This is a genomic window from Wenzhouxiangella limi, from assembly GCF_010499265.1.
Classification (GTDB): Bacteria; Pseudomonadota; Gammaproteobacteria; order Xanthomonadales; family Wenzhouxiangellaceae; genus Wenzhouxiangella; species Wenzhouxiangella limi.
On the sequence record NZ_JAAGSC010000031.1, the window covers coordinates 182,696 to 205,072 of the forward strand.

16 protein-coding genes and 3 tRNA genes are annotated in these 22,377 nt (G+C 62.2%); 10 read left to right on the forward strand and 9 right to left on the reverse strand.

What is annotated here, in order from left to right; genetic code table 11:
* Window positions 1-131 precede the first annotated feature (131 nt).
* The gene (locus G3I74_RS02475) at window positions 132-605 is read left to right on the forward strand and encodes a Crp/Fnr family transcriptional regulator (protein WP_164209957.1); all 474 of its coding nucleotides are present in this window, start codon (window positions 132-134) and stop codon (window positions 603-605) included.
* Window positions 606-676: 71 nt separating this feature from the next.
* Here G3I74_RS02475 and acnA read toward each other — a convergent pair whose 3' ends face one another.
* The 4 genes from acnA to G3I74_RS02495 all read right to left on the reverse strand — a co-directional run bounded on the left by acnA (window position 677) and on the right by G3I74_RS02495 (window position 6,355).
* Entirely contained in the window at window positions 677-3,445 is a 2,769-nt protein-coding gene (gene acnA / locus G3I74_RS02480) for an aconitate hydratase AcnA (RefSeq protein ID WP_164209959.1), read from the reverse strand.
* 102 nt (window positions 3,446-3,547) lie between these two features.
* Window positions 3,548-4,159 carry a high frequency lysogenization protein HflD gene (hflD, locus tag G3I74_RS02485; protein WP_164209961.1) on the reverse strand — a complete coding sequence of 204 codons (612 nt, stop codon included), beginning with the start codon at window positions 4,157-4,159 and terminating at the stop codon, window positions 3,548-3,550.
* The gene (gene mnmA / locus G3I74_RS02490; RefSeq protein ID WP_164209964.1) at window positions 4,156-5,304 is read right to left on the reverse strand and encodes a tRNA 2-thiouridine(34) synthase MnmA; all 1,149 of its coding nucleotides are present in this window, start codon (window positions 5,302-5,304) and stop codon (window positions 4,156-4,158) included. Before mnmA ends, hflD begins: the two co-directional genes overlap by 4 nt.
* Window positions 5,305-5,407: 103 nt before the next feature.
* A complete protein-coding gene (locus G3I74_RS02495) occupies window positions 5,408-6,355 on the reverse strand; it encodes a LysR substrate-binding domain-containing protein (RefSeq protein ID WP_164209966.1) in 948 nt (315 codons plus the stop codon).
* A 115-nt stretch (window positions 6,356-6,470) separates the two neighbouring features.
* Between G3I74_RS02495 and aceB the strand changes: the two genes are divergently transcribed.
* The 4 genes from aceB to clpA all read left to right on the forward strand — a co-directional run bounded on the left by aceB (window position 6,471) and on the right by clpA (window position 12,165).
* The gene (gene aceB, locus G3I74_RS02500) at window positions 6,471-8,099 is read left to right on the forward strand and encodes a malate synthase A (protein WP_164209968.1); all 1,629 of its coding nucleotides are present in this window, start codon (window positions 6,471-6,473) and stop codon (window positions 8,097-8,099) included.
* 45 nt (window positions 8,100-8,144) lie between these two features.
* The gene (gene aceA, locus G3I74_RS02505) at window positions 8,145-9,428 is read left to right on the forward strand and encodes an isocitrate lyase (protein ID WP_164209971.1); all 1,284 of its coding nucleotides are present in this window, start codon (window positions 8,145-8,147) and stop codon (window positions 9,426-9,428) included.
* Window positions 9,429-9,498: 70 nt separating this feature from the next.
* A complete protein-coding gene (gene clpS / locus G3I74_RS02510) occupies window positions 9,499-9,834 on the forward strand; it encodes an ATP-dependent Clp protease adapter ClpS (protein ID WP_164209973.1) in 336 nt (111 codons plus the stop codon).
* Between the two features lie 36 nt (window positions 9,835-9,870).
* Window positions 9,871-12,165: an ATP-dependent Clp protease ATP-binding subunit ClpA gene (clpA, locus tag G3I74_RS02515; RefSeq protein WP_164209975.1), complete on the forward strand. Its 2,295-nt coding sequence runs from the start codon at window positions 9,871-9,873 to the stop codon at window positions 12,163-12,165.
* A 54-nt stretch (window positions 12,166-12,219) separates the two neighbouring features.
* Here clpA and infA read toward each other — a convergent pair whose 3' ends face one another.
* Both infA and G3I74_RS02525 read right to left on the reverse strand, forming a co-directional pair.
* Window positions 12,220-12,438, reverse strand: coding sequence for a translation initiation factor IF-1 (gene infA, locus G3I74_RS02520; protein WP_164209977.1), 219 nt, complete (start codon window positions 12,436-12,438; stop codon window positions 12,220-12,222).
* Window positions 12,439-12,500: 62 nt separating this feature from the next.
* Window positions 12,501-15,149, reverse strand: coding sequence for a glycosyltransferase family 39 protein (locus G3I74_RS02525; protein ID WP_164209980.1), 2,649 nt, complete (start codon window positions 15,147-15,149; stop codon window positions 12,501-12,503).
* 155 nt (window positions 15,150-15,304) lie between these two features.
* On the opposite strand from G3I74_RS02525, the gene G3I74_RS02530 reads away from it, so the two are divergent.
* From G3I74_RS02530 to G3I74_RS02550, 5 genes are all read left to right on the forward strand, one after another.
* Window positions 15,305-15,380 (forward strand) — tRNA-Gly (locus tag G3I74_RS02530).
* Window positions 15,381-15,470: 90 nt separating this feature from the next.
* Window positions 15,471-15,544 (forward strand) — tRNA-Cys (locus G3I74_RS02535).
* Between the two features lie 70 nt (window positions 15,545-15,614).
* A tRNA-Leu gene (locus G3I74_RS02540) sits at window positions 15,615-15,701 on the forward strand.
* A gap of 166 nt (window positions 15,702-15,867) precedes the next feature.
* Window positions 15,868-18,027, forward strand: a complete 2,160-nt coding sequence (locus G3I74_RS02545) for a TonB-dependent receptor (RefSeq protein WP_203594467.1) — start codon at window positions 15,868-15,870, stop codon at window positions 18,025-18,027.
* 242 nt (window positions 18,028-18,269) lie between these two features.
* Window positions 18,270-19,523, forward strand: a complete 1,254-nt coding sequence (locus G3I74_RS02550; protein WP_164209982.1) for an arginine deiminase — start codon at window positions 18,270-18,272, stop codon at window positions 19,521-19,523.
* A 4-nt stretch (window positions 19,524-19,527) separates the two neighbouring features.
* Here the strand turns inward: G3I74_RS02550 and G3I74_RS15815 are convergent, their stop codons facing one another.
* From G3I74_RS15815 to G3I74_RS02565, 3 genes are read right to left on the reverse strand one after another with little or no spacing between them, the layout of a single operon-like run.
* The gene (locus G3I74_RS15815; protein ID WP_338063044.1) at window positions 19,528-19,890 is read right to left on the reverse strand and encodes a cytochrome b5 domain-containing protein; all 363 of its coding nucleotides are present in this window, start codon (window positions 19,888-19,890) and stop codon (window positions 19,528-19,530) included.
* Window positions 19,887-21,203: a ferredoxin reductase family protein gene (locus G3I74_RS02560; protein ID WP_164209984.1), complete on the reverse strand. Its 1,317-nt coding sequence runs from the start codon at window positions 21,201-21,203 to the stop codon at window positions 19,887-19,889. The genes G3I74_RS15815 and G3I74_RS02560 overlap by 4 nt, the downstream gene beginning before the upstream one ends.
* Complete coding sequence (locus G3I74_RS02565; RefSeq protein WP_164209987.1) at window positions 21,197-22,330, reverse strand: PQQ-dependent sugar dehydrogenase; 1,134 nt, start codon at window positions 22,328-22,330, stop codon at window positions 21,197-21,199. Before G3I74_RS02565 ends, G3I74_RS02560 begins: the two co-directional genes overlap by 7 nt.
* Between the last annotated feature and the right edge of the window lie 47 nt (window positions 22,331-22,377).

A 22,377-nucleotide genomic window follows, 5' to 3' on the forward strand; every position in this document is an offset into this window, starting at 1 on the left:
TGTGCCTACTGGATGTCTCGGGGCGCGGTTTTGGGCAATGCGCAGACGGTGGTAATCTGATTGCTGGAAGCGATCGCTGTTTTTTGGTTTTTAAGATCGCAGCAACCGTTTCAGCAGCAGGGAGAGACCTTATGGAACAACGCGAGATCAAACAATTTCTTTCCGAGCAGAGTCTTTTTGCCGGCCTGGCCGAAGCGCAGCTGGAGACGCTGGCCGCGCACGCGCGCGAGCGAGACCTTGAGTCCGACCAGGTGTTGGCCAGCCAGGGCGCAAGGGCTGAAAGCTTTTACCTGATTCTGGACGGGGCGCTGGTGATCGAGGTTCCCGCCCTGACCGGGCCGAAGCTTGAGGTCACAAGGCTGGGCGAGGGCGAGGTGTTTGGCTGGTCGTGGCTGATCGCGCCTTACGAGTGGCACTTCCATGCGCGCGCCTCCGGGCCTACGCGCGTTCTGGAATTCGACGGCAAGGCTCTGCTCGAGCGCTGCGAGGCCGATCCCGCCTTCGGGTATCCATTGCTGCGGCGCTTCTCGGAGCTGATGGCCCGGCGTTTGGACGCCGCCCAGCGCAAGATGATGGACCAGTGGAGTCCGCCGGGCTTTGCCTGACCCGTAAATGCCAGATCTAAAAAAAAGAGCCGGCGCCAAGGCCGGCTCTTTTTTAAGGTGACGGGCCTCGGTCAGGCCGCTTTCGCAGTCTCTCCCGGATCACCCCCGGCCATCTGGCGCAGCACGTAGTGCAGGATGCCGCCGTGACGGTAGTACTCGATTTCCTTGGGCGTATCCAGGCGAACGCGCGCGCTGAACTCGATCTTCGAGCCGTCGGCCCGGGTGGCGGTCACCTCGACCTGCTTTGCCGTGCCGTCGCCCAGACCCACGATGTCGTAGGTCTCGGTGCCGTCCAGCCCCAGGCTTTCCGGCGTGTCGCCGTCGATAAAGTTCAGCGGTAGCACGCCCATGCCGACCAGGTTGGAGCGGTGAATGCGCTCGAAGCTTTCGCAGATCACGGCCTTGATGCCAAGCAGGCGGGTGCCCTTGGCCGCCCAGTCACGCGATGATCCGGAACCGTATTCCTTGCCGGCAATCACGATCAACGGGGTCTTGTCGGCCTGATATTTCATGGCCGCGTCATAAATCGGCATCACGGCATCGTCGGGGAGATATTTGGTGAAGCCGCCTTCCGTGCCGGGTGCGATCTGGTTGCGAATGCGCACGTTGGCAAAGGTGCCGCGCATCATCACCTGATGATTGCCGCGCCGCGAGCCGTAGGAGTTGAAGTCGACTGGCGATACGCCGTGTTTTTGCAGGTATTCGCCGGCCGGAGAATCCGGTTTGATGTTGCCGGCCGGAGAGATGTGATCGGTCGTGACCGAGTCGGCCAGCTTGGCCAGAACGCGCGCGCCGTGAATGTCGGAAATCTCCGGCAACTCCATGTCCATGCCCTCGAAATAGGGCGGGTTCTGGACGTAAGTGGAATCATCATTCCAGGCAAACATCTCGCCGGTGGGCGTATCCATGCTCTTCCAGCGCTCATCGCCTTCAAACACGTTCTGATACGAGCTCTGGAACATGCCGGAAGACACGTTGTCGGCGATGAACTCCTGCAGCTCTTTTGCATCCGGCCAGATGTCTTTCAGGTACACCGGGTTGCCATCTGCATCCTCGCCCAGCGGATCATTGACCAGGTCGGCGTCCATCCGGCCGGCCAGCGCATAGGCCACCACCAGGGGTGGCGAGGCCAGATAGTTGGTCTTGATTTCGGCGTGGATACGGCCCTCGAAATTGCGGTTGCCGGACAGCACCGAGCAGACCACCATGTCCCGGTCCTTGATGGCCGCCTCGATAGGCTCCGGCAAGGGGCCGGAATTGCCGATGCAGGTGGTGCAGCCATAGCCAACGGTGAAAAAGCCCAGCGCTTCCAGGTCATCGACCAGACCGGCAGATTCCAGATAATCGGTGACGACTTTCGAGCCCGGCGCCAGCGAAGTCTTGACCCAGGGCTTGACGTTCAAGCCCTTCCGGCGAGCGTTGCGCGCCAGCAGGCCTGCGCCCAGCATCACCGCAGGGTTGGAGGTGTTGGTGCAGGAGGTGATCGCCGCGATGACCACGGCACCGTCAGAGAGTTGGAAGGTCTGATCCTTGTAGGTGACCTCGGCGGTGCCGGCGGGCAGGCGTGCGCCGACCGCGGTGCTGCCGCCTTCGCCGGCAAATCGCGCCTCTTCCTGGCTGTGGGCAGCGTCGCGTTCGGCCGTCATCTTCGCTTTGGCGGCGAGGAAATCGTTTTTGGCATTGCTCAGCAGGACGCGGTCCTGGGGACGCTTGGGGCCGGCCAGGCTGGGGACGACTTCGCCCATGTCGAGCTCGATCACCTCGGTGTAGACCGGGTCGGCAGCACCGTCCTCGCGCCACAGGCCCTGGGCGCGGGCATAGGCTTCGACCAGCTCGCGTCTTGCCGGGTCACGTCCGGACAACTCCAGATAGCGGATGGTCTCGGCGTCGATCGGGAAGATGGCGCAGGTCGAACCGAATTCCGGCGACATGTTGCCGATGGTCGCGCGGTCGGCCAGCGGCAGGTGCGAGAGACCGTCGCCGAAAAACTCCACGAACTTGCCGACCACGCCCTTTTCGCGCAGGATTTCGGTGATGGTCAGCACCAGATCGGTGGCGGTAGTGCCTTCGGGCAGTTTGCCGTTGAGCTTGAAGCCGATGACCTGCGGGATCAGCATGGAGATGGGCTGGCCCAGCATGGCGGCTTCGGCTTCGATGCCGCCCACGCCCCAGCCGAGAATGCCCAGTCCGTTGATCATGGTGGTGTGGGAATCGGTGCCGACCACGGTGTCGGGCCAGGCGACGAGTTCGCCGTCGACCTCCTCGCCGAAGACCACGCGCGAGAGGTGCTCCAGATTGACCTGGTGGACAATGCCGGTGTTCGGCGGCACGACCTTGAAATTGTCGAAAGCACCCTGACCCCAGCGCAGGAAGGCGTAGCGTTCCTTGTTGCGCTGGAATTCGATCTGGTTGTTCAGGTCCAGCGAGTCGGCGCGGCCGTAATTATCGACCTGCACCGAGTGATCAATGACCAGTTCGGCCGGTGATAGCGGGTTGATCCGGTTCGGGTTGCCGCCGAGTTTTTTCATGGCGTCGCGCATGGCGGCCAAATCGACGATCGCCGGCACACCGGTGAAGTCCTGGAGAACCACGCGGGCCGGCGTGAAGGCAATTTCCTGATCCGGCTGGGCCGCGGCATCCCAGTTGGCCAGCCCGGAGACGTCGGCCGCGGTGATGTTGACGCCGTCTTCGTGGCGCAGCAGGTTTTCGAGCAGAATCTTCAGGGAGTATGGCAGTCGCGCCACTGAAGGGTGTGCTTCGCCCAGTTTTTTAAGGCTGTAAAAAGCGTAGTGTTTGCCAGCGGCATCAAAATAATCGCGGCAGCCAAGTTCGTCTCGCATGCGGGAAACCTCCAGAGTGTCGAGCGCCGGCCTTCGACGCCAGCGGAAAACCCCCGGATTTTAACATGCGCCCCGTCCTCAACATCGGAAACAGCTTCAGCCTCAGGCTGAGATCAGAGCCTCGGCCTGGCTGAGCATCTTTCGGCGCTGAAAAACCAGCCGCCACTGGCGGCCACCGACCTGATGCCAAAGGAAAGCCGAGCGGACACCGGCCAGCAGCAGGGCGCGGACCAGGGCCACCTTTTCATCCTGCTTGAGGATTTCCGGTTTGCCGCTGATCGACAGCCTGAAATCCAGGGTCGAGACGTGTCTCTGGTAGACGTCGCCGAGCTGGCTGATGACGGATTCATCCAGCGCGTCCTCGCTTTCGCGCCAGGCCGATTCAACCAGGCTGATGGCCTCCCCGAGCGCTTGCTGGCGGGCCTGGTCGCGCTGGATCCGGCGTCCGAGCTTGCCCATGCCGAGCGCATAATTCAGGCTCACCAGGTTGTCCTGGGCGGCTCGCGAAGTGAACAGCTCAATCAGCACCCGCAGACCCATACGCACGCCGCCAAGGCCGTCGTAGACGTCTTCGGCGGTCCTGGGGCTCAGATTGAAAATGCTGTCCAGACTGGCGCGTGCGGCTTGCTGGCTGCAGGTGCCCGAGGTGGCGATCTGGCGGACCAGTTCACCGGCCTGCAGCATCCCGGCAAAGGCAATGGTGGCGTCTCTCATGATTCGACCGCGTGCGGAAAGGAGGGCGATGGCATCCAGTCGGGGCGCGGTGCGTTGCAGTGTTCTATCACGCCGCCCCCGAGGCAATGGTCGCCATCGTACAGCACGACCGACTGGCCCGGGGTGACCGCGCGCTGCGGCCGCGCGAAGCGCAGCTGCAGCTTCGACCCGGTGCATCGCTTGATGATGCAGGCCTGATCGGGCTGCCGATAGCGAACCTTGGCGGTCAGCCGGGTTCCGGCCGCGGGCGCTTTCCCATCGATCCAGGTCAGCTGTCCGGCGGTCAGTTCATCGGACATCAGCAGTCGGTGTTCCGATGCCTGAACCGCGCACAGCGCGTTTGCTGTCAGGTCCTTGGCCGCGACGTACCAGGCGCCTTCGGGAAAATCGCTCAGGCCGCCGATATCCAGGCCCTTGCGCTGGCCCAGGGTGTAGTGAATCAGACCCGAGTGTTGTCCGATCCGGGTACCGTCCTCGCTGCGAATCGGCCCGGGCTCGGAGCGCAAGTAACGATCGATGAAATCATCGAAACGGCGCTCGCCGATAAAGCAAATGCCGGTGGAATCCTTCTTTCTTGCCACCGGCAGGGCGGCTTTTTCGGCCAGTCTGCGAACTTCGCTTTTCTCCAGCTCGCCCAGCGGGAAGCGCGCCCGGGCCAGTTGTTCCTGGGTCAGCGCGTACAGGAAATAGCTCTGATCCTTGCCGGCATCGCGGCCTTTGAGCAGTGAGACCGAGCCGTCGGCATTGTCCCGCCTGCGCGCGTAGTGCCCGGTGGCGATTTCGGTGGCTCCGAGGTCCAGGGCGTGCTCGACGAACGCCTTGAACTTGATCTCGCGGTTGCAAAGAACGTCAGGGTTGGGGGTGCGACCGGCGGCCAACTCGGCAAGAAAGTGCTCGAATACGCCTTCCCAGTACTCGGCAGAAAAATTGCGACCGTGGAACGGAATGTCGAGCAGCGCACACACGGCCCGAGCGTCGGCGGCGTCGGCCTCGGCGCTGCAGCCCGAGTCGGGATCGTCCTCTTCCCAGTTTTTCATGAACATGCCGGCGATAGCATGGCCCTGCTGGCGCAGCAGCCAGGCCGTGGTTGCAGAATCCACGCCGCCGGACAGGGCGACCATGATGTCGGGGGCTGTTTTCTTCATGGCTGCTTAGATGGGGACGGGGATGGTGTAAGGGAACCGCAGTCCAGGGCAGATAAATGAGTGAGATTCCATACTCTCGAACAAACCCCTGGTTGCAAGTTCCTTATCCCCGGTCATCCCCCTCGATTTGCGGCGGCTCCTTTTCCGCCTCGTACGAAAACAGCTCCGGACTCATCAGGTCGATGAACCGCTCTGCCTGCGGTGAGAGGTAGGCGCCGCGACGCATCACCACCCCGTAGGAACGACGCGGAAAGAACTCGCTCATGTCGCGGATCAGCAGCCGCTGGCGGTCGGCGTCAGTGATACAGATGCTGGTGACGATGGAAATGCCCATGCCCTGGGCGACATAGCGCTTGATGACCTCCCATCCGCCGACTTCCAGAGCCACGCGGAATGGCAGTCGGTGCTTGCGAAACACCATGTCGACCATCTGGAACGTCGTCAGTCGGCGCGGCGGCAGGATCAGCCCATGCGGACTGATGTCGGCCAGCCGGATCTCGCGGCGACGCGCCAGCGGATGGTCCGGGCTCATGATCAGGACCGGATTGAAGTGATAGATCGGCTGATAATCGATATCGGCCGGTACGTCGAGCATCGAGCCGACGGCAAAATCGACCCGGTCCTCGCGGATCATGCCCAGCCCGTTGGCGCCCGTGACGTTGTGCAGATGAACGTATATGCCGGGATGTTGGCGCCGGAACCGCATCATCAGCGAGGGCAGCAAGTGCATGATGGTGGATTCGCCGGCTGCGATACGGACCTCGCCGCTTTCCAGCGAGCCATAGCGACGGGCGAACTCGTCGGGCAGGGCGTCGATGCGGTTGACCAGCGGTCGCGCCATTTCCAGAAGCGCCTTGCCGGCCGGAGTCAACTGGAGACGCGGGCCGTGGCGGCTGAACAGCGTCTGGCCGAGTTCATCTTCCAGGGCACGGATTTGCTGGCTGACCGAAGGCTGGCTGAGAAACAGGGTTTCGGCCGCCGACGAGACGCTGCCGGAACGGGCAGTCTGAATGAAGGCGCGCAGGTGCTTGAGCAAGTTGCCTTTATACACGGCGACTTTTTTGTATTGGTAAATTGGATAATTTAAATCAAAAGATTTAATTTGCCAAATACTGGTGCCCCCTCTAGGCTCCCGCTGTCAGCCATACGCCCGCGAAGGGGGCTTTATGAACCAGTCTTCACAGCAACATCCTTCCGACAGCCTGCGCGCTGATGCCCCCGAAGTCGAACTGGTCGCGTCTCTGCCCGAGGCCGCCCGGCCGCTGTTTTCTCAGGCCATGCTGAACCTGCTCGGTGAGCTCGGCCGGCGTTATCGGCCCCGTGTCGATGCCTTGCTTGAGCAACGCGAGCAGCGTCAGCAACGTTTCAACGCCGGAGAAAGCCCCGATTTCGATCCGTCCACGGCGTCACTACGCGAGGATGACTGGACGGTGGCGCCGATTCCTGCAGACCTGCGCGATCGCCGGGTGGAAATCACCGGCCCCGTGGACCGAAAGATGATCATCAACGCGCTCAATTCGGGCGCGCGGGTTTTCATGGCTGACTTTGAGGATTCATCGACCCCGACCTGGGGCAACATGGTCGACGGACAGGTCAACCTGTTCGATGCCGTTCGGCGCACCATCAGCCTGACCCAGGCCGACGGCAAGCACTACGAGCTCAAGCAGGACCCGGCGGTGCTGATCGTCCGACCGCGCGGCTGGCATCTGGATGAGAAGCACGTGCTGGTGGACGGCCGGCCGATTGCTGGTGGCATCTTCGACGCGGCGGTTTACCTGTTTAACAACGCCCAGGCGCTGTTGCAGCAGGGCAGCGGTCCCTACCTGTACCTGCCCAAGCTTGAGCACTGGCGCGAGGCTGAACTGTGGGAGTCGGTGCTGACCGATATTGAAAAAGCGCTGCAGATCGAGCCGGGCACGATCAAGGTCACGGTGCTGATCGAAACCCTGCCCGCGGTATTCCAGATGGACGAAATCCTGCACGCACTCAAGAGCCGGATCGTCGGTCTTAACTGCGGCCGATGGGATTATATTTTCAGTTATATCAAGTGCTTCCAGAAACATTCTGATAAAGTGCTTCCTGATCGTGCTCAGGTCACCATGAAGGTGCCTTTCCTGAGCGCCTACTCGCAGTTGCTGATCAAGACCTGCCATCGCCGGGGTGCATTCGCCATGGGCGGCATGGCGGCGCAGATTCCGATCAAGGGCGATGAGGCGGCCAACGAGGCGGCACTCCAGAAAGTTCGCGAAGACAAGGAACGCGAGGCCGGCAACGGTCACGACGGCACCTGGGTTGCGCACCCGGGGCTGATTCCCGTTGCCATGGAGATTTTCGACCGACACCTGGACGGTCCGAACCAGCTTGCCGTCAAACGCGAGGACGTGCAGGTGAGCGCCGATGAACTCGTTGCTCCCTGTACCGGCAGTATTACCGAGGCCGGCTTGCGCGGCAATCTGAACGTCGCCATTCGCTACATGGCGTCCTGGCTGGACGGTCAGGGGTGTGTGCCCATCAATCATCTGATGGAAGATGCGGCAACCGCGGAAATCGCCCGCGCCCAGGTCTGGCAGTGGATCCGGCATCCGGCCGGCCGGCTTGATGACGGGCGCGATATCGACCTGCCGCTGGTGCGTGGCTGGCAGGCCGAGGAACTGGAACGGATCCGTGAAGATGTGGGGGATCAGGTCTTTTCGGCAGGACAGTTCCAGGCCGCCGCGGACCTGATCACCGAGGTCACCGAAAACGATGAATTCATACCGTTTCTGACGCTGCCGGGCTACGACCGGCTGGACTGAAACCTTCTACTCAATACCGCAACTGCTAATGGGAGCACCAAACCGATGACGGACGTCAACAGCATCATCGCCATGGAAAAGGAATGGCTGGAAAACCCGCGCTGGAAAGGCGTAGAGCGGCCGTACGACGCGGCCGAAGTGATGCGCCTGCGAGGCAGCGTGACGATCGAATACACGCTGGCGCGCATGGGGGCCGAAAAACTCTGGCGACTGATGCACGAGGAAGATTATGTCAACGCGTTGGGTGCGCTGACCGGCAATCAGGCGATGCAGCAGGTCCGTGCCGGCCTGAAGGCCATTTACCTGTCCGGCTGGCAGGTCGCCGCCGACGCCAACCTGGCCGGGCAGATGTATCCCGACCAGTCGCTCTACCCGGCTGATTCGGTGCCCGCGGTGGTCAAGCGGATCAATAACACCTTCCAGCGCGCCGACCAGATTCAGAGTAGCGAAGGCAAGGGCGACATCGACTGGTTCGCGCCCATCGTGGCCGATGCCGAGGCCGGCTTCGGCGGCGTTCTCAACGCCCACGAACTGATGAAAGGCATGATCGAGGCGGGCGCAGCCGGCGTTCATTTCGAAGACCAGCTGGCCTCTGCCAAAAAGTGTGGCCACATGGGCGGGAAGGTGCTGGTGCCAACGCAGGAGGCCGTGCAGAAACTGGTCGCCGCGCGGCTGGCCGCCGACATCTGCAATGCGCCAACCATCATCGTGGCCCGCACCGACGCCATGGGCGCCAACCTGCTGACCTCCGACATCGACCCCCGCGACCATGAATTCCTGACCGGGGACCGCACGGTCGAAGGGTTTTACCGCGTCAATCAGGGCCTGGAGCAGGCGATTTCGCGTGGCCTGGCCTATGCCCCCTACGCCGACCTGGTCTGGTGCGAGACCTCGACGCCGAGCCTGGAGCAGGCCAAGGCCTTCGCCGAGGCCATTCGGGCTGAATATCCGGACCAGATGCTGGCCTACAACTGCTCGCCCAGCTTCAACTGGAAAAAGAACCTGTCGGAAACCGATATCGCCCGCTTCCAGCGCGAACTCGGCGCCATGGGCTACAAGTTCCAGTTCATCACCCTGGCCGGTTTTCACGCCCTCAATCACTCCATGTTCCAGCTCGCGCGCGGCTACAAGGCCCGCCAGATGGAGGCCTACGTGGAGCTGCAGGAAGCCGAGTTTGCCGCCGAAGACCAGGGCTACACCGCCACGCGTCACCAGCGCGAGGTCGGTACCGGGTATTTTGACCAGCTGACCCAGGCCATCAGTTCGGGTCAGTCCTCGCTTGGCGCGCTGACGGGTTCGACCGAGGAAGAGCAGTTCGACGAGGATTGAGCTTGCTTGAAAATTCACCCCACCTGCCGCAGTATGGAGTCCATGTTTTCAACCCCTGCCGCGGCAGATCATGAGTGAAGAAGAAAACCATGAATCCGGCTCCGAGGGAGCCGGCCTAGCGCTGGACGAGGCGCGGCCGAAGCTGCGCAAACCCCCGTTGTACAAGGTCGTCATTCTCAATGACGACTACACGCCGATGGAGTTTGTGATCGAAGTGCTCAAGCGCTTCTTCGGGCTCTCCCACGACAAGGCGACCAGCATCATGCTGCATGTCCACACGCGCGGACGCGGCGTGGCGGGCGTCTATACCTATGAAATCGCAGAAACCAAGGTCATCCTGGTGAACGAATGCGCGCGTGAACACGAGCATCCGCTGCAGTGTACGCTGGAAGAATCCGAAAACTAGTCCGAAATCCGCCCCGACCTAAAAGGCGTAGTCATCATGTTCAGCAAGGATCTTGAACTTTCCATTTCCCAGGCCTACAACACGGCCCGCAGCAAGCGCCATGAATTCCTGACCGTGGAACATCTGCTGCTGGCGTTGCTGGACAACCCCTCGGCGCGTGAGGTATTCGACGCCTGCGGCGTTGACATGCGGCGGCTGGGCTACGAACTCGACCAGGTGCTCGAAGAGACCATTCCGGTGCTGTCGGCCGGCGATCAGCGCGACACCCAGCCCACGGTCGGCTTCCAGCGCGTTCTGCAGCGCGCGCTCTATCACGTGCAGTCGGCAGAGCGCAAGGAGGTGCTGGGCGCCAATGTGCTGGTCGCCATTTTTGGCGAAAAGGATTCGCACGCCGTTTACCTGATGGGCAAGCAGGACCTGGCGCGCCTGGACGTCGTCAATTTCATTTCCCACGGCATCGCCAAGGGCGAAGCGGCGAGTGCGCCGGACGCGGCGGCCGAGTCGGCCGCCCAGGCCGGGCGCGGCGAGGAACAGGACAAGTCCGCCCTGGCGTCCTATGCCACCAACCTCAACGAGCGTGCCCGGGCTGACCGGATCGACCCGCTGATCGGACGCGCCCTGGAAGTCGAGCGCACCATCCAGATCCTGTGCCGTCGGCGCAAGAACAATCCGCTCTACGTCGGCGAGTCGGGGGTCGGCAAGACCGCGCTGGCCGAAGGGCTTGCCCGCCGGATCGTGGAAGAGGAAGTCCCGGAAATATTGCTGGATGCCGAGATCTGGGCGCTGGATCTGGGCTCGCTGCTGGCGGGCACCAAGTACCGCGGTGATTTCGAGAAGCGGCTCAAGGCCGTGCTGGCCGAGCTCAAGGAGCGCCCGAAGTCGGTGCTGTTCATCGATGAAATTCATACCATCATCGGCGCCGGCGCGGCCTCCGGCGGTGTGATGGACGCGTCGAATCTGATCAAGCCGGTGCTGGCCAATGGTGAACTACGCTGCATCGGCTCGACGACTTTCGAGGAATACCGCGGCGTGTTTGAAAAGGACCGGGCGCTGGCCCGGCGCTTCCAGAAGATCGATATCGTCGAACCCTCGGTGGGCGAGACGGTCGAGATTCTCAACGGCCTCAAGCACCGGTTCGAAGAACACCACGGCGTCACCTACGCGATCGAGGCGCTGGATGCGGCAGCCCGACTGTCGGCCCGACACATCAATGATCGCCACCTGCCCGACAAGGCGATCGACGTGATCGACGAGGCGGGCGCGCGCGAGCGTCTCAAGCCGGCCGAGGAGCGGGCCGAGGTGATTACCGTGGAAGCCATCGAGGACGTGGTCGCCCGAATGGCGCGGATTCCGCCGAGACAGGTCTCGCGCTCGGATCGGGATGCGCTCAAAACGCTCGAGCGCGACCTGAAAATGGTGGTGTTCGGTCAGGACGAGGCGATTACGACGCTGTCGGCCGCCATCAAGATGTCGCGATCAGGCCTGGGCGATTCCGATCGGCCGATCGGCAGCTTCCTGTTCGCCGGCCCCACCGGTGTCGGCAAGACCGAGGTCACCCGCCAGCTGGCGCTGACCATGGGCATCGAGTTGATCCGCTTCGACATGTCGGAGTACATGGAGGCGCATACCGTCTCGCGGCTGGTGGGCGCCCCGCCGGGCTACGTCGGATTCGACCGCGGCGGTCTGTTGACCGAAGCCGTGACTCAGACGCCGCACGCCGTGCTGCTGCTCGATGAAATCGAAAAAGCGCATCCGGATGTCTACAACCTGCTGCTGCAGATCATGGATCACGGCAAGCTGACCGACGCCAACGGACGCTCGGCCGATTTCCGCAACGTGATCCTGGTGATGACGACCAACGCCGGCGCTGCACTGGTCAACCGTCGCGGCATCGGGTTTACCCAGTCCGACCACAGTTCCGACGGCATGGAAGCCATCCGGCGGCAGTTCACGCCGGAATTCCGCAACCGCCTGGATGCGGTCATTCAGTTCCGTTCGCTGCCGCTGGAGATCATCCTCAAGGTCGTCGACAAGTTCCTGATGGACCTGGAAAACCAGCTCGCCGACAAGGGCGTGGGGCTGGACGTCAGCGGCCCGGCGCGCGAGTGGCTGGCCGAGCACGGCTTCGACGAGCAGATGGGTGCAAGACCCATGAAACGCGTGATTCAGGATCACATCAAGCGGCCGCTGGCCGACGAACTGCTGTTCGGCCCGCTATCGGATCTGGGTGGTGAAGTGAAGGTTGACCTCAAGCCCGACGGCGAAGGCCTGGAGCTGGAAGTACAGACCGCCGAGCCGTGCCCGGAGGCGGCTGCCGAAGAAGACGGTTGAAGACTGCTGCATGCCGGTTGGGCAGGGGCGACCCTGCTGACCGGTGTGCGGGGGCTATTTCATGCGGTAAGTGATCCGCCCTTTGCTCAGATCGTACGGCGTCATCTCGACCTTGACCCGGTCGCCGGTAAGAATACGGATGTAGTGCTTGCGCATGCGCCCCGAAATATGGGCGGTGATGATGTGGCCGTTGTCCAGTTCTACCCGGAACATGGTGTTGGGCAGGGTATCGAGTACCTTGCCTTCCATTTCAAGCTGGTCGTCTTTTGCCATGAAGTCTCCTGAGGTCGTTAAGGCCGCGTTATTGTGCCAGAAAAAGCGGCCTGTGCCGCTTCTTATTCGGGGATTCGGTCGGGATAACGCACCTGTTCCGGCCGAAATCCCTCCGCGATCCGGTAATAGAGGGTCTGGATGACCTGCCCGTCGCGGTACACCGGCTTCTCCCGGAGCGGTCCAAGTCCAATCAGTGCCCGCTCCAGCCATGCCTCGTTGATCAGACGCGACCGGGTGTTGTACAGGATCACGGGGCGCTCGGGGTCCGTGTCGCGATCAAACCAGTACTCCCACATCGATCCGCTCATGCCGATCAGATTCTGGCCGGTAATGTGGTTGTGGCGGCCGTCGGGATGGTGGAAGGCGAGGGCGGCGGCGCCGCCCCATTTGCTGGCTGCCGCCAGCAGCGGCGGTTTGCCGGCAGCCACGGCAACCTGGTGTTCGAGCTCGTTCAGTTCGGCCGCAATTTCTGGCCAGCCCAGGTAACCGGTACCGAAATCCGTGGTTTTCAGCCCGGGCAGGCCCAGAGTCAGGAAATGCAGCAGTAATCCGTAGGCGAGCACCAGGCCGACCACCGTCGGTGACCAGGCGCGGATGAGCAGGCCGTGCAGGCGGCCGACCGGCCGTCGCTCGGGCCAGATGGGCCACGCCAGGGCGTTCATGATCAGCGGCAGCATGGCAATCCAGGGCGGCAGCGTCCAGTGGAACTTGATCACCGAGAACGCACCATAGGCAGTAAATACTGCCAGCGGCACCGCTGTCATGACCAGCATGAAACGGCGTTTGCGCTGCTCGGGCTGGATGGTTTTACGGATGCTGCCGAAGCAAAGAAATCCTGCCACGGCAACCACGGGCGAGAGCAGGGCGAGTGCATAGAGCACCACCAGATGGCTGGAAAAGTCGGGATTCTCGACCAGGCGCCGGGTGCTCTGAAACACGAACGAAGCCCAGTCGTTCTGCCAGTTCCAGACCACGACAGGCAGAAATATCAGCGTGGCCAGCAGCGCGGCCAGGTATGGCTGCGGCCGGAAAAACCAGCGCCGTGCCTGATGGTCGATCAACATGAACACCAGCGCGGCCGGCGCCAGCAGAACAATCGTGTATTTCGCCAGCAGGCCCAGGCCCATGGCCAGACCCAGGCCAAGGAACGCGGTTTGCTCTCCATCGACCAGGCTGCGCTTGAAATAGTAAAGCGCGGCTGCCCAGGCGGCGATCATCGGCGCGTCGGGGGTCATCAGGATGCCGGCGACGGCAAAGAAGGGCAGCACCGTGAAGGCGAGCAGGCAAAGCAGTCCCGTGGTCTTGCCGCCCATGGTCGCCCCGTAGCGGTAAAAGTACCAGGCGGCGACCAGCGTCAGCGGCAGCAGGAACAGACGGACCCCGAAAACCGTATCACCGGCCAGTGCGGTGCCCGCGGCGATGATCCAGCCGGTCAGCGGCGGATGATCCAGGTAGGACAGGGCCAGATTCTGGGCATACATCCAGTAATACATCTCGTCCGGAATCAGATCGACCTGGCCCATGTAGAGCACGCGAAGGACGAGCATGTAGGCCAGCAAGCCCAGCGCTGCCAGGTGCCAGCGCACCCGCGGGATGACGCCCGAAGCGGTCGAGGCAAACACGTAAAAGGCCGAGCCCAGGTAGTTGACCCCGGCAGTGACCAGGATCGCGGGCACGATCGCTGCCATGGCCGACAACCCGAACACGTCAACCAGCAGCACCAGAACTCCGCCGCGGATCATCAACGCCATGACCGCAACAATGAAAAAGCGCGCGTAGCGTTGGCCCAGGGGCATGCTCGCCTGGGCCTGGCCGCGGAAGGTCCAACCGTGGTTGAGAAAGAAATTGACCACCGTGGCCACCACGAAACTGGCGACATGGGCCGGCCCCAGCCCGGATCCGCTGCCGATCATCAGCTGGAAGAGCAGCAGGTCGACGACCATGCCGGCCAGCCCGACCAGTCCGAATTTCGAGGCACTGCCCAGCGACACTCGGCCGCCGGCCAGCCAGGCCAGCCGTTTCAGGTAGGTGAGTTGCTGGTTCAGGCCGAGCTTGGACTGGCCGTGTCGGCGATCTTCGAAGTGGATCGGCACCTCCAGCGTGCGGATCCGGTCCCCCCCCTGAACCAGCAATTCGAGGAGGATCTTGTAGCCGGCGGTCTGGTTCTTGAGATCCAGCAGGCGCTCGCGCGTAGTGGCGAAGAACCCGGCCATCGGGTCGCGAACTTCGGTGAACGGCCACGCCAGCAGCGTGGCGACCCCGGAGGTCAGGTGCCGCTGCCAGGGCCAGCCTTCGGTCAGCCCGCCCTCAGCGTGGCGCGAGCCGATGGTGACGTCATGCGTGCCCGCCAGGAGCGGCTCCAGCAAGGCCGGCAGGCGATCGGGCGGGTGCGAGCCGTCGGCGTCCATCACTACCACCCAGGCGGCACGTGCTGCCCGGGCGCCGTCGAGCACTGCACCCGACAGATCCGGCGGAGCCTGGCGCTCGATGACGCGAACGTTCATGCGATCCTGCCAGGCCAGGGCGCGCTGGGCGGTGCCGTCGCGCGAGGCGTCGTCCACGATCAGGACTTCGTAAGGCTGGAGGCCGGCCATGGCCGTGCGGATGCCCTCCAGCAGGCGGTCAATGTTGTCGGCCTCGTTGAGCGTGGGCACGACGATGCTGACAACGGGTTCGGTGGAGTGTAGGATCGTCGGCGAGTCTTGGGCCACGGACAGCGTGTCTCCAGGCGCTAATGCAAAGAGTCAGGGCAGCGCTATTGTCACCGATCGGCTTACCGGACGCCCAGGCTCGTGGCGGTTGTGCGGAAAATCCGCCCGAGCTACTTGACAGGCGCAGTGAAGTCCCTACAATGCTCGGTTCTGACGCGGGAATAGCTCAGTTGGTAGAGCACAACCTTGCCAAGGTTGGGGTCGCGAGTTCGAGTCTCGTTTCCCGCTCCAGCGTTTTCTGACAAGGGCCCCGGCAGTCGTCGGGGCCCTGTCGTTTCCGGCCTCTTCGGGTATACTGTCCAGGCTGTTTGAAGCGCCTCAGGCTAGGTGGCAGAGTGGTTATGCAGCGGCCTGCAAAGCCGTTTACCTCGGTTCGATTCCGGGCCTAGCCTCCATTGTTTATCCCGCCCGCGCATCCCTGGTCCCAGCGTTCGGCCCGCGTCGATTATCATGAACGTCAGCGCCGCCCGGATGGCGAAATTGGTAGACGCAAGGGACTTAAAATCCCTCGACCGCAAGGTCATGCCGGTTCGAGTCCGGCTCCGGGCACCACAGCTTCCCCAGGGTCTGGTAATCAATCTCTCCCGCAAAGCTCGGACGTAACAGCATTGTTCTTCAGAACAATAGTGAAGGCTATGTAAAAAAAACTACAATCTTATTGACAATCAGTCGCATTCTTATTATCTTTGCGCAACCTTCACCTATCAGTTGTTTCCCAATGAACCAGAAGTTCCTATTGTCTATCGGCTGCGCCGGAGCAATGCTCCTCAATGCGAATCTCGTTTACGGGCAGGCTGCAGGCGATCAGCTGACCGGAGACGCCGAAGCCAGCACAGAGAATGAGTCGGAGGAGATGGACCGAGTCAATGTGGTTGGCAGGGTTTTATATTCGGATCAGGTCAACGCCCTGCGTACCCCAACGCCGATTATCGATGTGCCGCAAAGCCTGACGATCTTCACCGGTGAAGAACTGACCCAGCGAGGCTTTGACAGCATTTCCGACATCATCGAGTACACCCCGGGGGTCAATAACTCCCAAGGTGAGGGTCATCGCGATGCGGTGGTTTTTCGCGGCGTGCGTTCCACAGCCGATTTCTTCATTGACGGGATGCGTGACGATGTCTGGTACTACCGTCCGATTTATAACCTGGAGCAGGTGGAAATCCTTCGTGGCCCCAACGCGCTTCTGTTCGGTCGGGGTGGCACCGGCGGCGTGTTGAACCGGGTGACCAAGAAGGCCGTGGTGGATGATGGTTTCGCCAGCACGCGAACTCGCTTCAACTCCTTCGGTGGTTTTGCCTTTGAAATCGATGGCAATCTCGGCACGGGAGAGAACGCGGCGGTCCGTGTCAACGCCATGTACGAGGTGCTGGACAACCACCGGGACTTCTACGACGGCGAGCGCATCGGCTTCAATCCCACCGCACGCTTCGAGCTGTCCGACCGTTCGATCCTCGATGTTTCCTACGAGTATATGGACCATGAACGGTTTATCGATCGCGGGATTCCCACGGGCAGTGACGGTCGCCCCGTGGAAGAGTTCAAGGATATTGTGTTTGCCGATCCTGAGCTAAACACGTCTGCGCTCGAGGCGCACTTGTTCCGGGCTGCCCTTCAGCATGAGTTTTCCGAGAATCTGAAGGGTAATTTCAGCGCCTTTTACGGTGACTACGACAAGCTCTACCAGAACTTCTATGCCTCGGGTTATGACCAGGTCAACAGCCCGGACGTGGTAACCCTGGACGGTTACGTGGATACGACCGACCGTCAGAATCTGATTCTTTCAGGCAATCTTATCGGTGAGTTCTTCGTCGGAAGCATGGAGCATACGGTGATTGGCGGGGTGGAGTATATCGATACATCGTCCGACCAGGACCGCTTCAACGCGTTCTGGAATACCACCCAGGCTGATACCGAGATGTTTGACATCACGCGACCGCTGGATCTGTTCAACGGCCGCGGCATTAACGCCTTCGGGCAACCGACTGCCAACAGCTTTACGGCCGATATCAACGACGATACCCGGGTCGGGATCGACGTCTTCTCGGCCTATATTCAGGACGAGATTCAAATCACTGATCACCTGGACCTGATCATTGGCGCGCGCTACGACAGCTTTGATATTGATGTCTTCAACGTGCCCGCCAACGAGCGTCGCACGCGCAAGGATGAAGAAATCTCACCGCGCGGTGGCCTGATTTTCAAGCCGTTCGAAGAGATCTCCCTGTACGCCAGCTACAGCGAATCGTTCCTGCCCAGAAGCGGTGAGCAGTTTGACAATATCAACGGTGCCAATAACCAGCTCGACCCTGACACTTTCAGCAATCGCGAGGTGGGCGTCAAGTGGGACTTCGGCGTTGGCCTCAGCCTGACAGCCGCGCTGTTTGAAATCGAGCAGAGTTCGCCCCAGGTGGCCGACGATAACCCTGAGACGCTGGACGTCATTGATTCCGAGATTTCCGGGTTTGAACTCCAGCTTAAAGGCGAGGTCACCGACCGCTGGTTCATCTCGGCCGGTTACAGCTATCTGGATGGCGAGCAGGTCAACCGTCAGGGTAACACCGGGCTTCGGCCTAGGGAGCTGCCGGAGAATACCTTCTCGATCTGGAGCGCCTACGAAGTCACCGAGCGGTTTGGCGTCGGCGTTGGCCTGACTTATCAGGACGAAAGCTTCATCAATAATTCCAATACGGCCGTCTTGCCCAGCTACACCCGAGTCGATGCGGCCGCCTACTATGATGTGTCTGAAACGCTCAGTATCCAGCTCAACATCGAAAACCTGACGGACACGCTGTATTTCCCCTACTCGCACTCCACGCACCAGGCCAGCGTTGGAGCACCGCTGAACGGTCAGTTGTCCCTGGAGTGGCGCTACTAGGGTTAGCTGCCAGCGGAGACGATGAGTCGACTCCGTTTCTTCCTGATCAAGTATGTAGCAAAGTCCTGATTTCGGTCAGGACTTTTGCTTTTTTGGCATCCGAAACAGCCACAATCGGCGTGGATTGGCGGTATGCTCATTGTCCAGAAGATGGCGTCGCGCCGCTGACTTGAAGTTTGTCGGGGGGCGGGCAGGTACCCTGACGGCATCTGGCTCAATCAATACACCTTGCAGATGATCCCATGACCATCCAAATCGGCCTTGACTCTGAAATTGGTTCCCTGCAGACCGTCGTTGTGCACACCCCGGGGCGGGAGATGGAGAACATGACGCCGGATACGGCCTCCGAGGTGTTGTACGACGACATCCTTAGCCTGCGCCTGGCGCTGGCCGAGCATCGCCAGCTGACCGGGGTGCTCGAGCAGTTTGCCCAGGTGCTGGAGTTGAAGGATCTGCTGTCCGAGGTGCTGGAAGTCGATCAGGTGCGCGGTGCGCTGGTCAACGGCTTATGCCAGCTTTACCACTGCCCCGAGCTCATCGATGAGCTTATCGAGTACGAATCAGCCCAGCTGGCTTCCCGGCTGATCGAGGGTACGCCGAAGCGCGCGGTCAGTCTTGAAAAGTACCTCGATCCCTCTCGTTACGCGATTCCTCCGTTGCCCAATACTTTCTTTACCCGCGATGCGACCATGTGCCTTAACGACAAGGTCATCATCGGGTCGATGGCCTACAAGGCGCGGATGGCCGAAGCGCTGCTGCTCAAGGCGGTCTTCAAGTACCACCCCGAGATTTGCAGCGACGGTTTCTATTTCGACGGCACCGAGCTGCGCGATTCCGAGGTCACCATCGAGGGCGGTGATCTGTTGGTGATTCGTCGCGACCTGGTCGTGATCGGCTACAGCGAACGTACCTCGGTTTCGGGCGTCGATCAGCTGATGCGCGCGATCGCGGCGCGCGGCCCGGTCCGCAACTTCATCGTCGTCGAGATTCCCAAAACCCGGGCGACGATTCACCTGGACATGATCTTTACCATGGTCGATCGCGACAAGTGCGTGGTCTTTCCGCCGCTGATCACCGGGCAGCATCGGTCGCGCGCCTTTCACTGTCGATTTGACGATGCCGATCGCGCCGAAATCCGTGAATTCGACGGGGTTCTGCCGGCGCTGCGGGCGCTGGGGGTGGACCTGTCGCCGATCAGCTGTGGGGGCGAGGACGAGTTCGAGCAGCAGCGCGAGCAGTGGGCCAGCGGCGCCAATTTCTTTGCCTTCGGGCCCGGACGGATTCTCGGCTATGCCCATAACGAGCGGACGCTGGAAGCACTGACGCGGGCCGATTTCAACGTCGCCCGGGCCGGGGAGATCACTGGTGGTGGTCGCTCGCTGAGCCCGCAAGAGCGCGTGGTGGTCACCATCGATGGCGCCGAGCTCAGCCGCGGCGGTGGGGGCTGCCGCTGCATGACCATGCCGCTGGCCCGGCAGCCGCTGGCGATTGCCTGAAACTTCAGTCGTCGGCCAGCTTGCCGATGCGATAGTCGTCGAGCATGGCCCAGGCCGCCGGGCTGTGATCGCGGCCGATGCCCTTGGTGCGCATACCCTCGGTCGCTTGCTTTCCGCACCAGGGCTCGAGTACCGACGGCGGCGCCGGGTGCTGTCCGACATAGTCGGTGAAGTCGTAGACCTTGCCTTCGATGACCATCCAGCAATCGTCCAGCGAATCGTGCTCGGCAACCTCGCCCAAGTCGAAGACTGCAGGAGAGTCTGGATCGTCGCCGGTGGGCGGTTCCGGCGTGAGCACCTGGAGCACGGCGACGGTCCCGACGCTGGCCCAGAACGCAATGAAGACGGCAAAGATGAATTTCTTCACAGCAATTCGAACTCTTCGGTATGAATGCTCCAGCGGTCCACGCCCAGCGCGCGCAAATGGCTCTGCGCAAGGCGGTTGAGCGGTTGCGGCCCGCAGATATAGACCTCGCGCTGCTCGATGTCGCCGCAATGCTCGCGCAAGAAGGCGGCCGACAGTGGTCCCTGGCGGTAAAAGTAATGCGGGATCAGCCCGAAGCCGGGGATGGTCCCGGCCAGCGCGCGCAGTTCCTCCAGGTACAGCGCGCGCGCTTCATCCTGGACGCAATAGATGAAGCGGATATCGCCACCCTGGTCGAGCCGATCGAGGTGACGCATGCGGGCCAGGAACGGGGTCACGCCGATCCCCCCGGAAATCCAGAGTTCCGGGATCGGGACATCGTCGGGATTTTTGAAGAAGCGCCCGTAGGGACCTTCCACCGTGACGCGCGAGCCGCACTGGATGGACTGCAGCGCCCGGCTGGCGTTGCCCAGGTCCTTGATCGCGATGCGCAGATTGGGTTCGCGCGGTGACGAGGACAGCGTGTAGGGGTGTTCCTCGCCGCAGCCGGCCTCGAGTTCACTGTCAAACGGCGTCATGTAAACGAAGTTGCCGGCGCGGTAGCGCAAGCCGCGACGTTTGGGCTCCAGCGTGAGTTCGATCACGTTGTTGGCGGGTCGGTCGACCTGGACCACGGCGTAGGGCAAGCGCCCGACGCGGCGTGAAAAGACAAACCGCCACAGCACCGCGCCCACCGCGAGCAGGGCAAAGCCGGCCCACACCACAATGTCCAGATGCGCCGGCATGGTACGGCTGAACAGGAAAGTATGGGCGAGGGCCAGAATCACGGCAAAGGGCGCGAGATCGTGAACCCGCTTCCAGCGCTCGTAGTCCGGTGGTCCGAAGAAGCTGAAGCTCGGCGCCAGAAACGTCATCATCAGCAGCAGCGCCAGCCAGCCGCCCCAGGTCGCCAGGTCGGACAGCGGCGGAAACAGGGTCTCGAAGGCCAGGCCCTGGCCATAGCCCTGCGCCGAGAAGGCCAGCAACAGCGGGTGCAAGAGCAGCAGCACCAGGGCCGATGCACCCAGCAGATGGTGTGTGTTCCACAGGCGGGTCAGGCCGCCGAAGGGCAGGTCGAAACCCGGCACGCGCGCGCTCAAGGCGGCCGACAGCAGCAGGAAGGCCAGACCCAGCACGCCGGTCAGCCTGCCGAGTACGTTGAGCAGCCCCGGCACGTCGTCGAAATCCGCCGGTCGCAGCCCGGCCAGGAAAAACACCACCGGCACCAGCGCCAGCGCCCAGACCAGGATGCGGGCCAGGCGTGCCCGAATCACCATGCCGAACCCCGGCCCGGCGCTGTCGCCGTGGTGTCGGCAGCCGGCGTGACCCGCAGCACGGCCCCGTCCGGTTCATCGGTGAGCAGGTAGACAGCACCGTCGGGTCCCACCTGGACATCGCGCAGACGTTTGTCCATGCCCAGCGCCAGGATCTCTTCACCCTCGACGCGGTCGCCGGACAGGCGCACTCGGCGCAGGCTGCGCTCGGCCAGGCTGGCGATAAGCAGATCGCCGCGCCAGTCCGGGAACACATCGCCGCGATACAGAGCGAGGCCGGCCGGCGCGATGGAGGGAGTCCATTCGAGCAATGGATCGACCATGCCGGGAAGCGAGGTATAGGGCGAAACGCGAGCGCCTGAATAATCCACGCCGGTTGTGACCACTGGCCAGCCGAAATTGGCGCCGGCCCGGATCAGGTTGAGCTCGTCGCCGCCTCGCGGACCGTGTTCATGCGCCCAGATACGGCCGGAATCACGATCAAGCACGATGCCCTGCACGTTGCGGTGACCGTAGCTGAAAATTTCCGGTCGTGCGTCCGGCTGTCCTATGAATGGATTGTCGGGAGGTGTCCCACCGCGATCGCTGATCCGAACAATCTTGCCGAGGTGACTGTCCAGTCGCTGGGCCTGTTCGCGGTAGTCAAAGCCGTCGCCGACGCTGATCAACAGGGTCTCGTCGGGCAAAAATGCCATTCGCGCGCCGTAGTGCACGGGGGTGTCTTTGAGGGGAGAAGCGGTAAATATCACCTCGTTATCGATCCAGGTTTGATCCCGCAGGCGTCCGCGCACGACCCGTGTCGAGTTGGCGTCGGCCTTGCCGTGGGCGAGACTCAGATAGATCCAGCCGTTCTCGGCAAAGCGGGGATGCAGCACCAGATCCTGGAGGCCGCCCTGGGCGCGAACGAAGCTGTCGGGAACTCCGGCAATGGCTTCATCGAGCAGTTCGCCATTGACCACCAGACGAAGGCGGCCGGCGCGCTCGCTGACGAGCATGCGGTCGCGGTCGAGAAAGACCAGCGCCCACGGGTGTTCAAGCCCGCTGACGACGGTTTCGACGCGCAGCGACCCGGCGGCTGCCGGCAGGGCAATCAGCAGCCAGCTCATCCACAGGAGACGGGAAAGGGACATGCCTCGAAGTTCCCTCATGAAGCTTCGTCGGTAAGATACCATCGCAG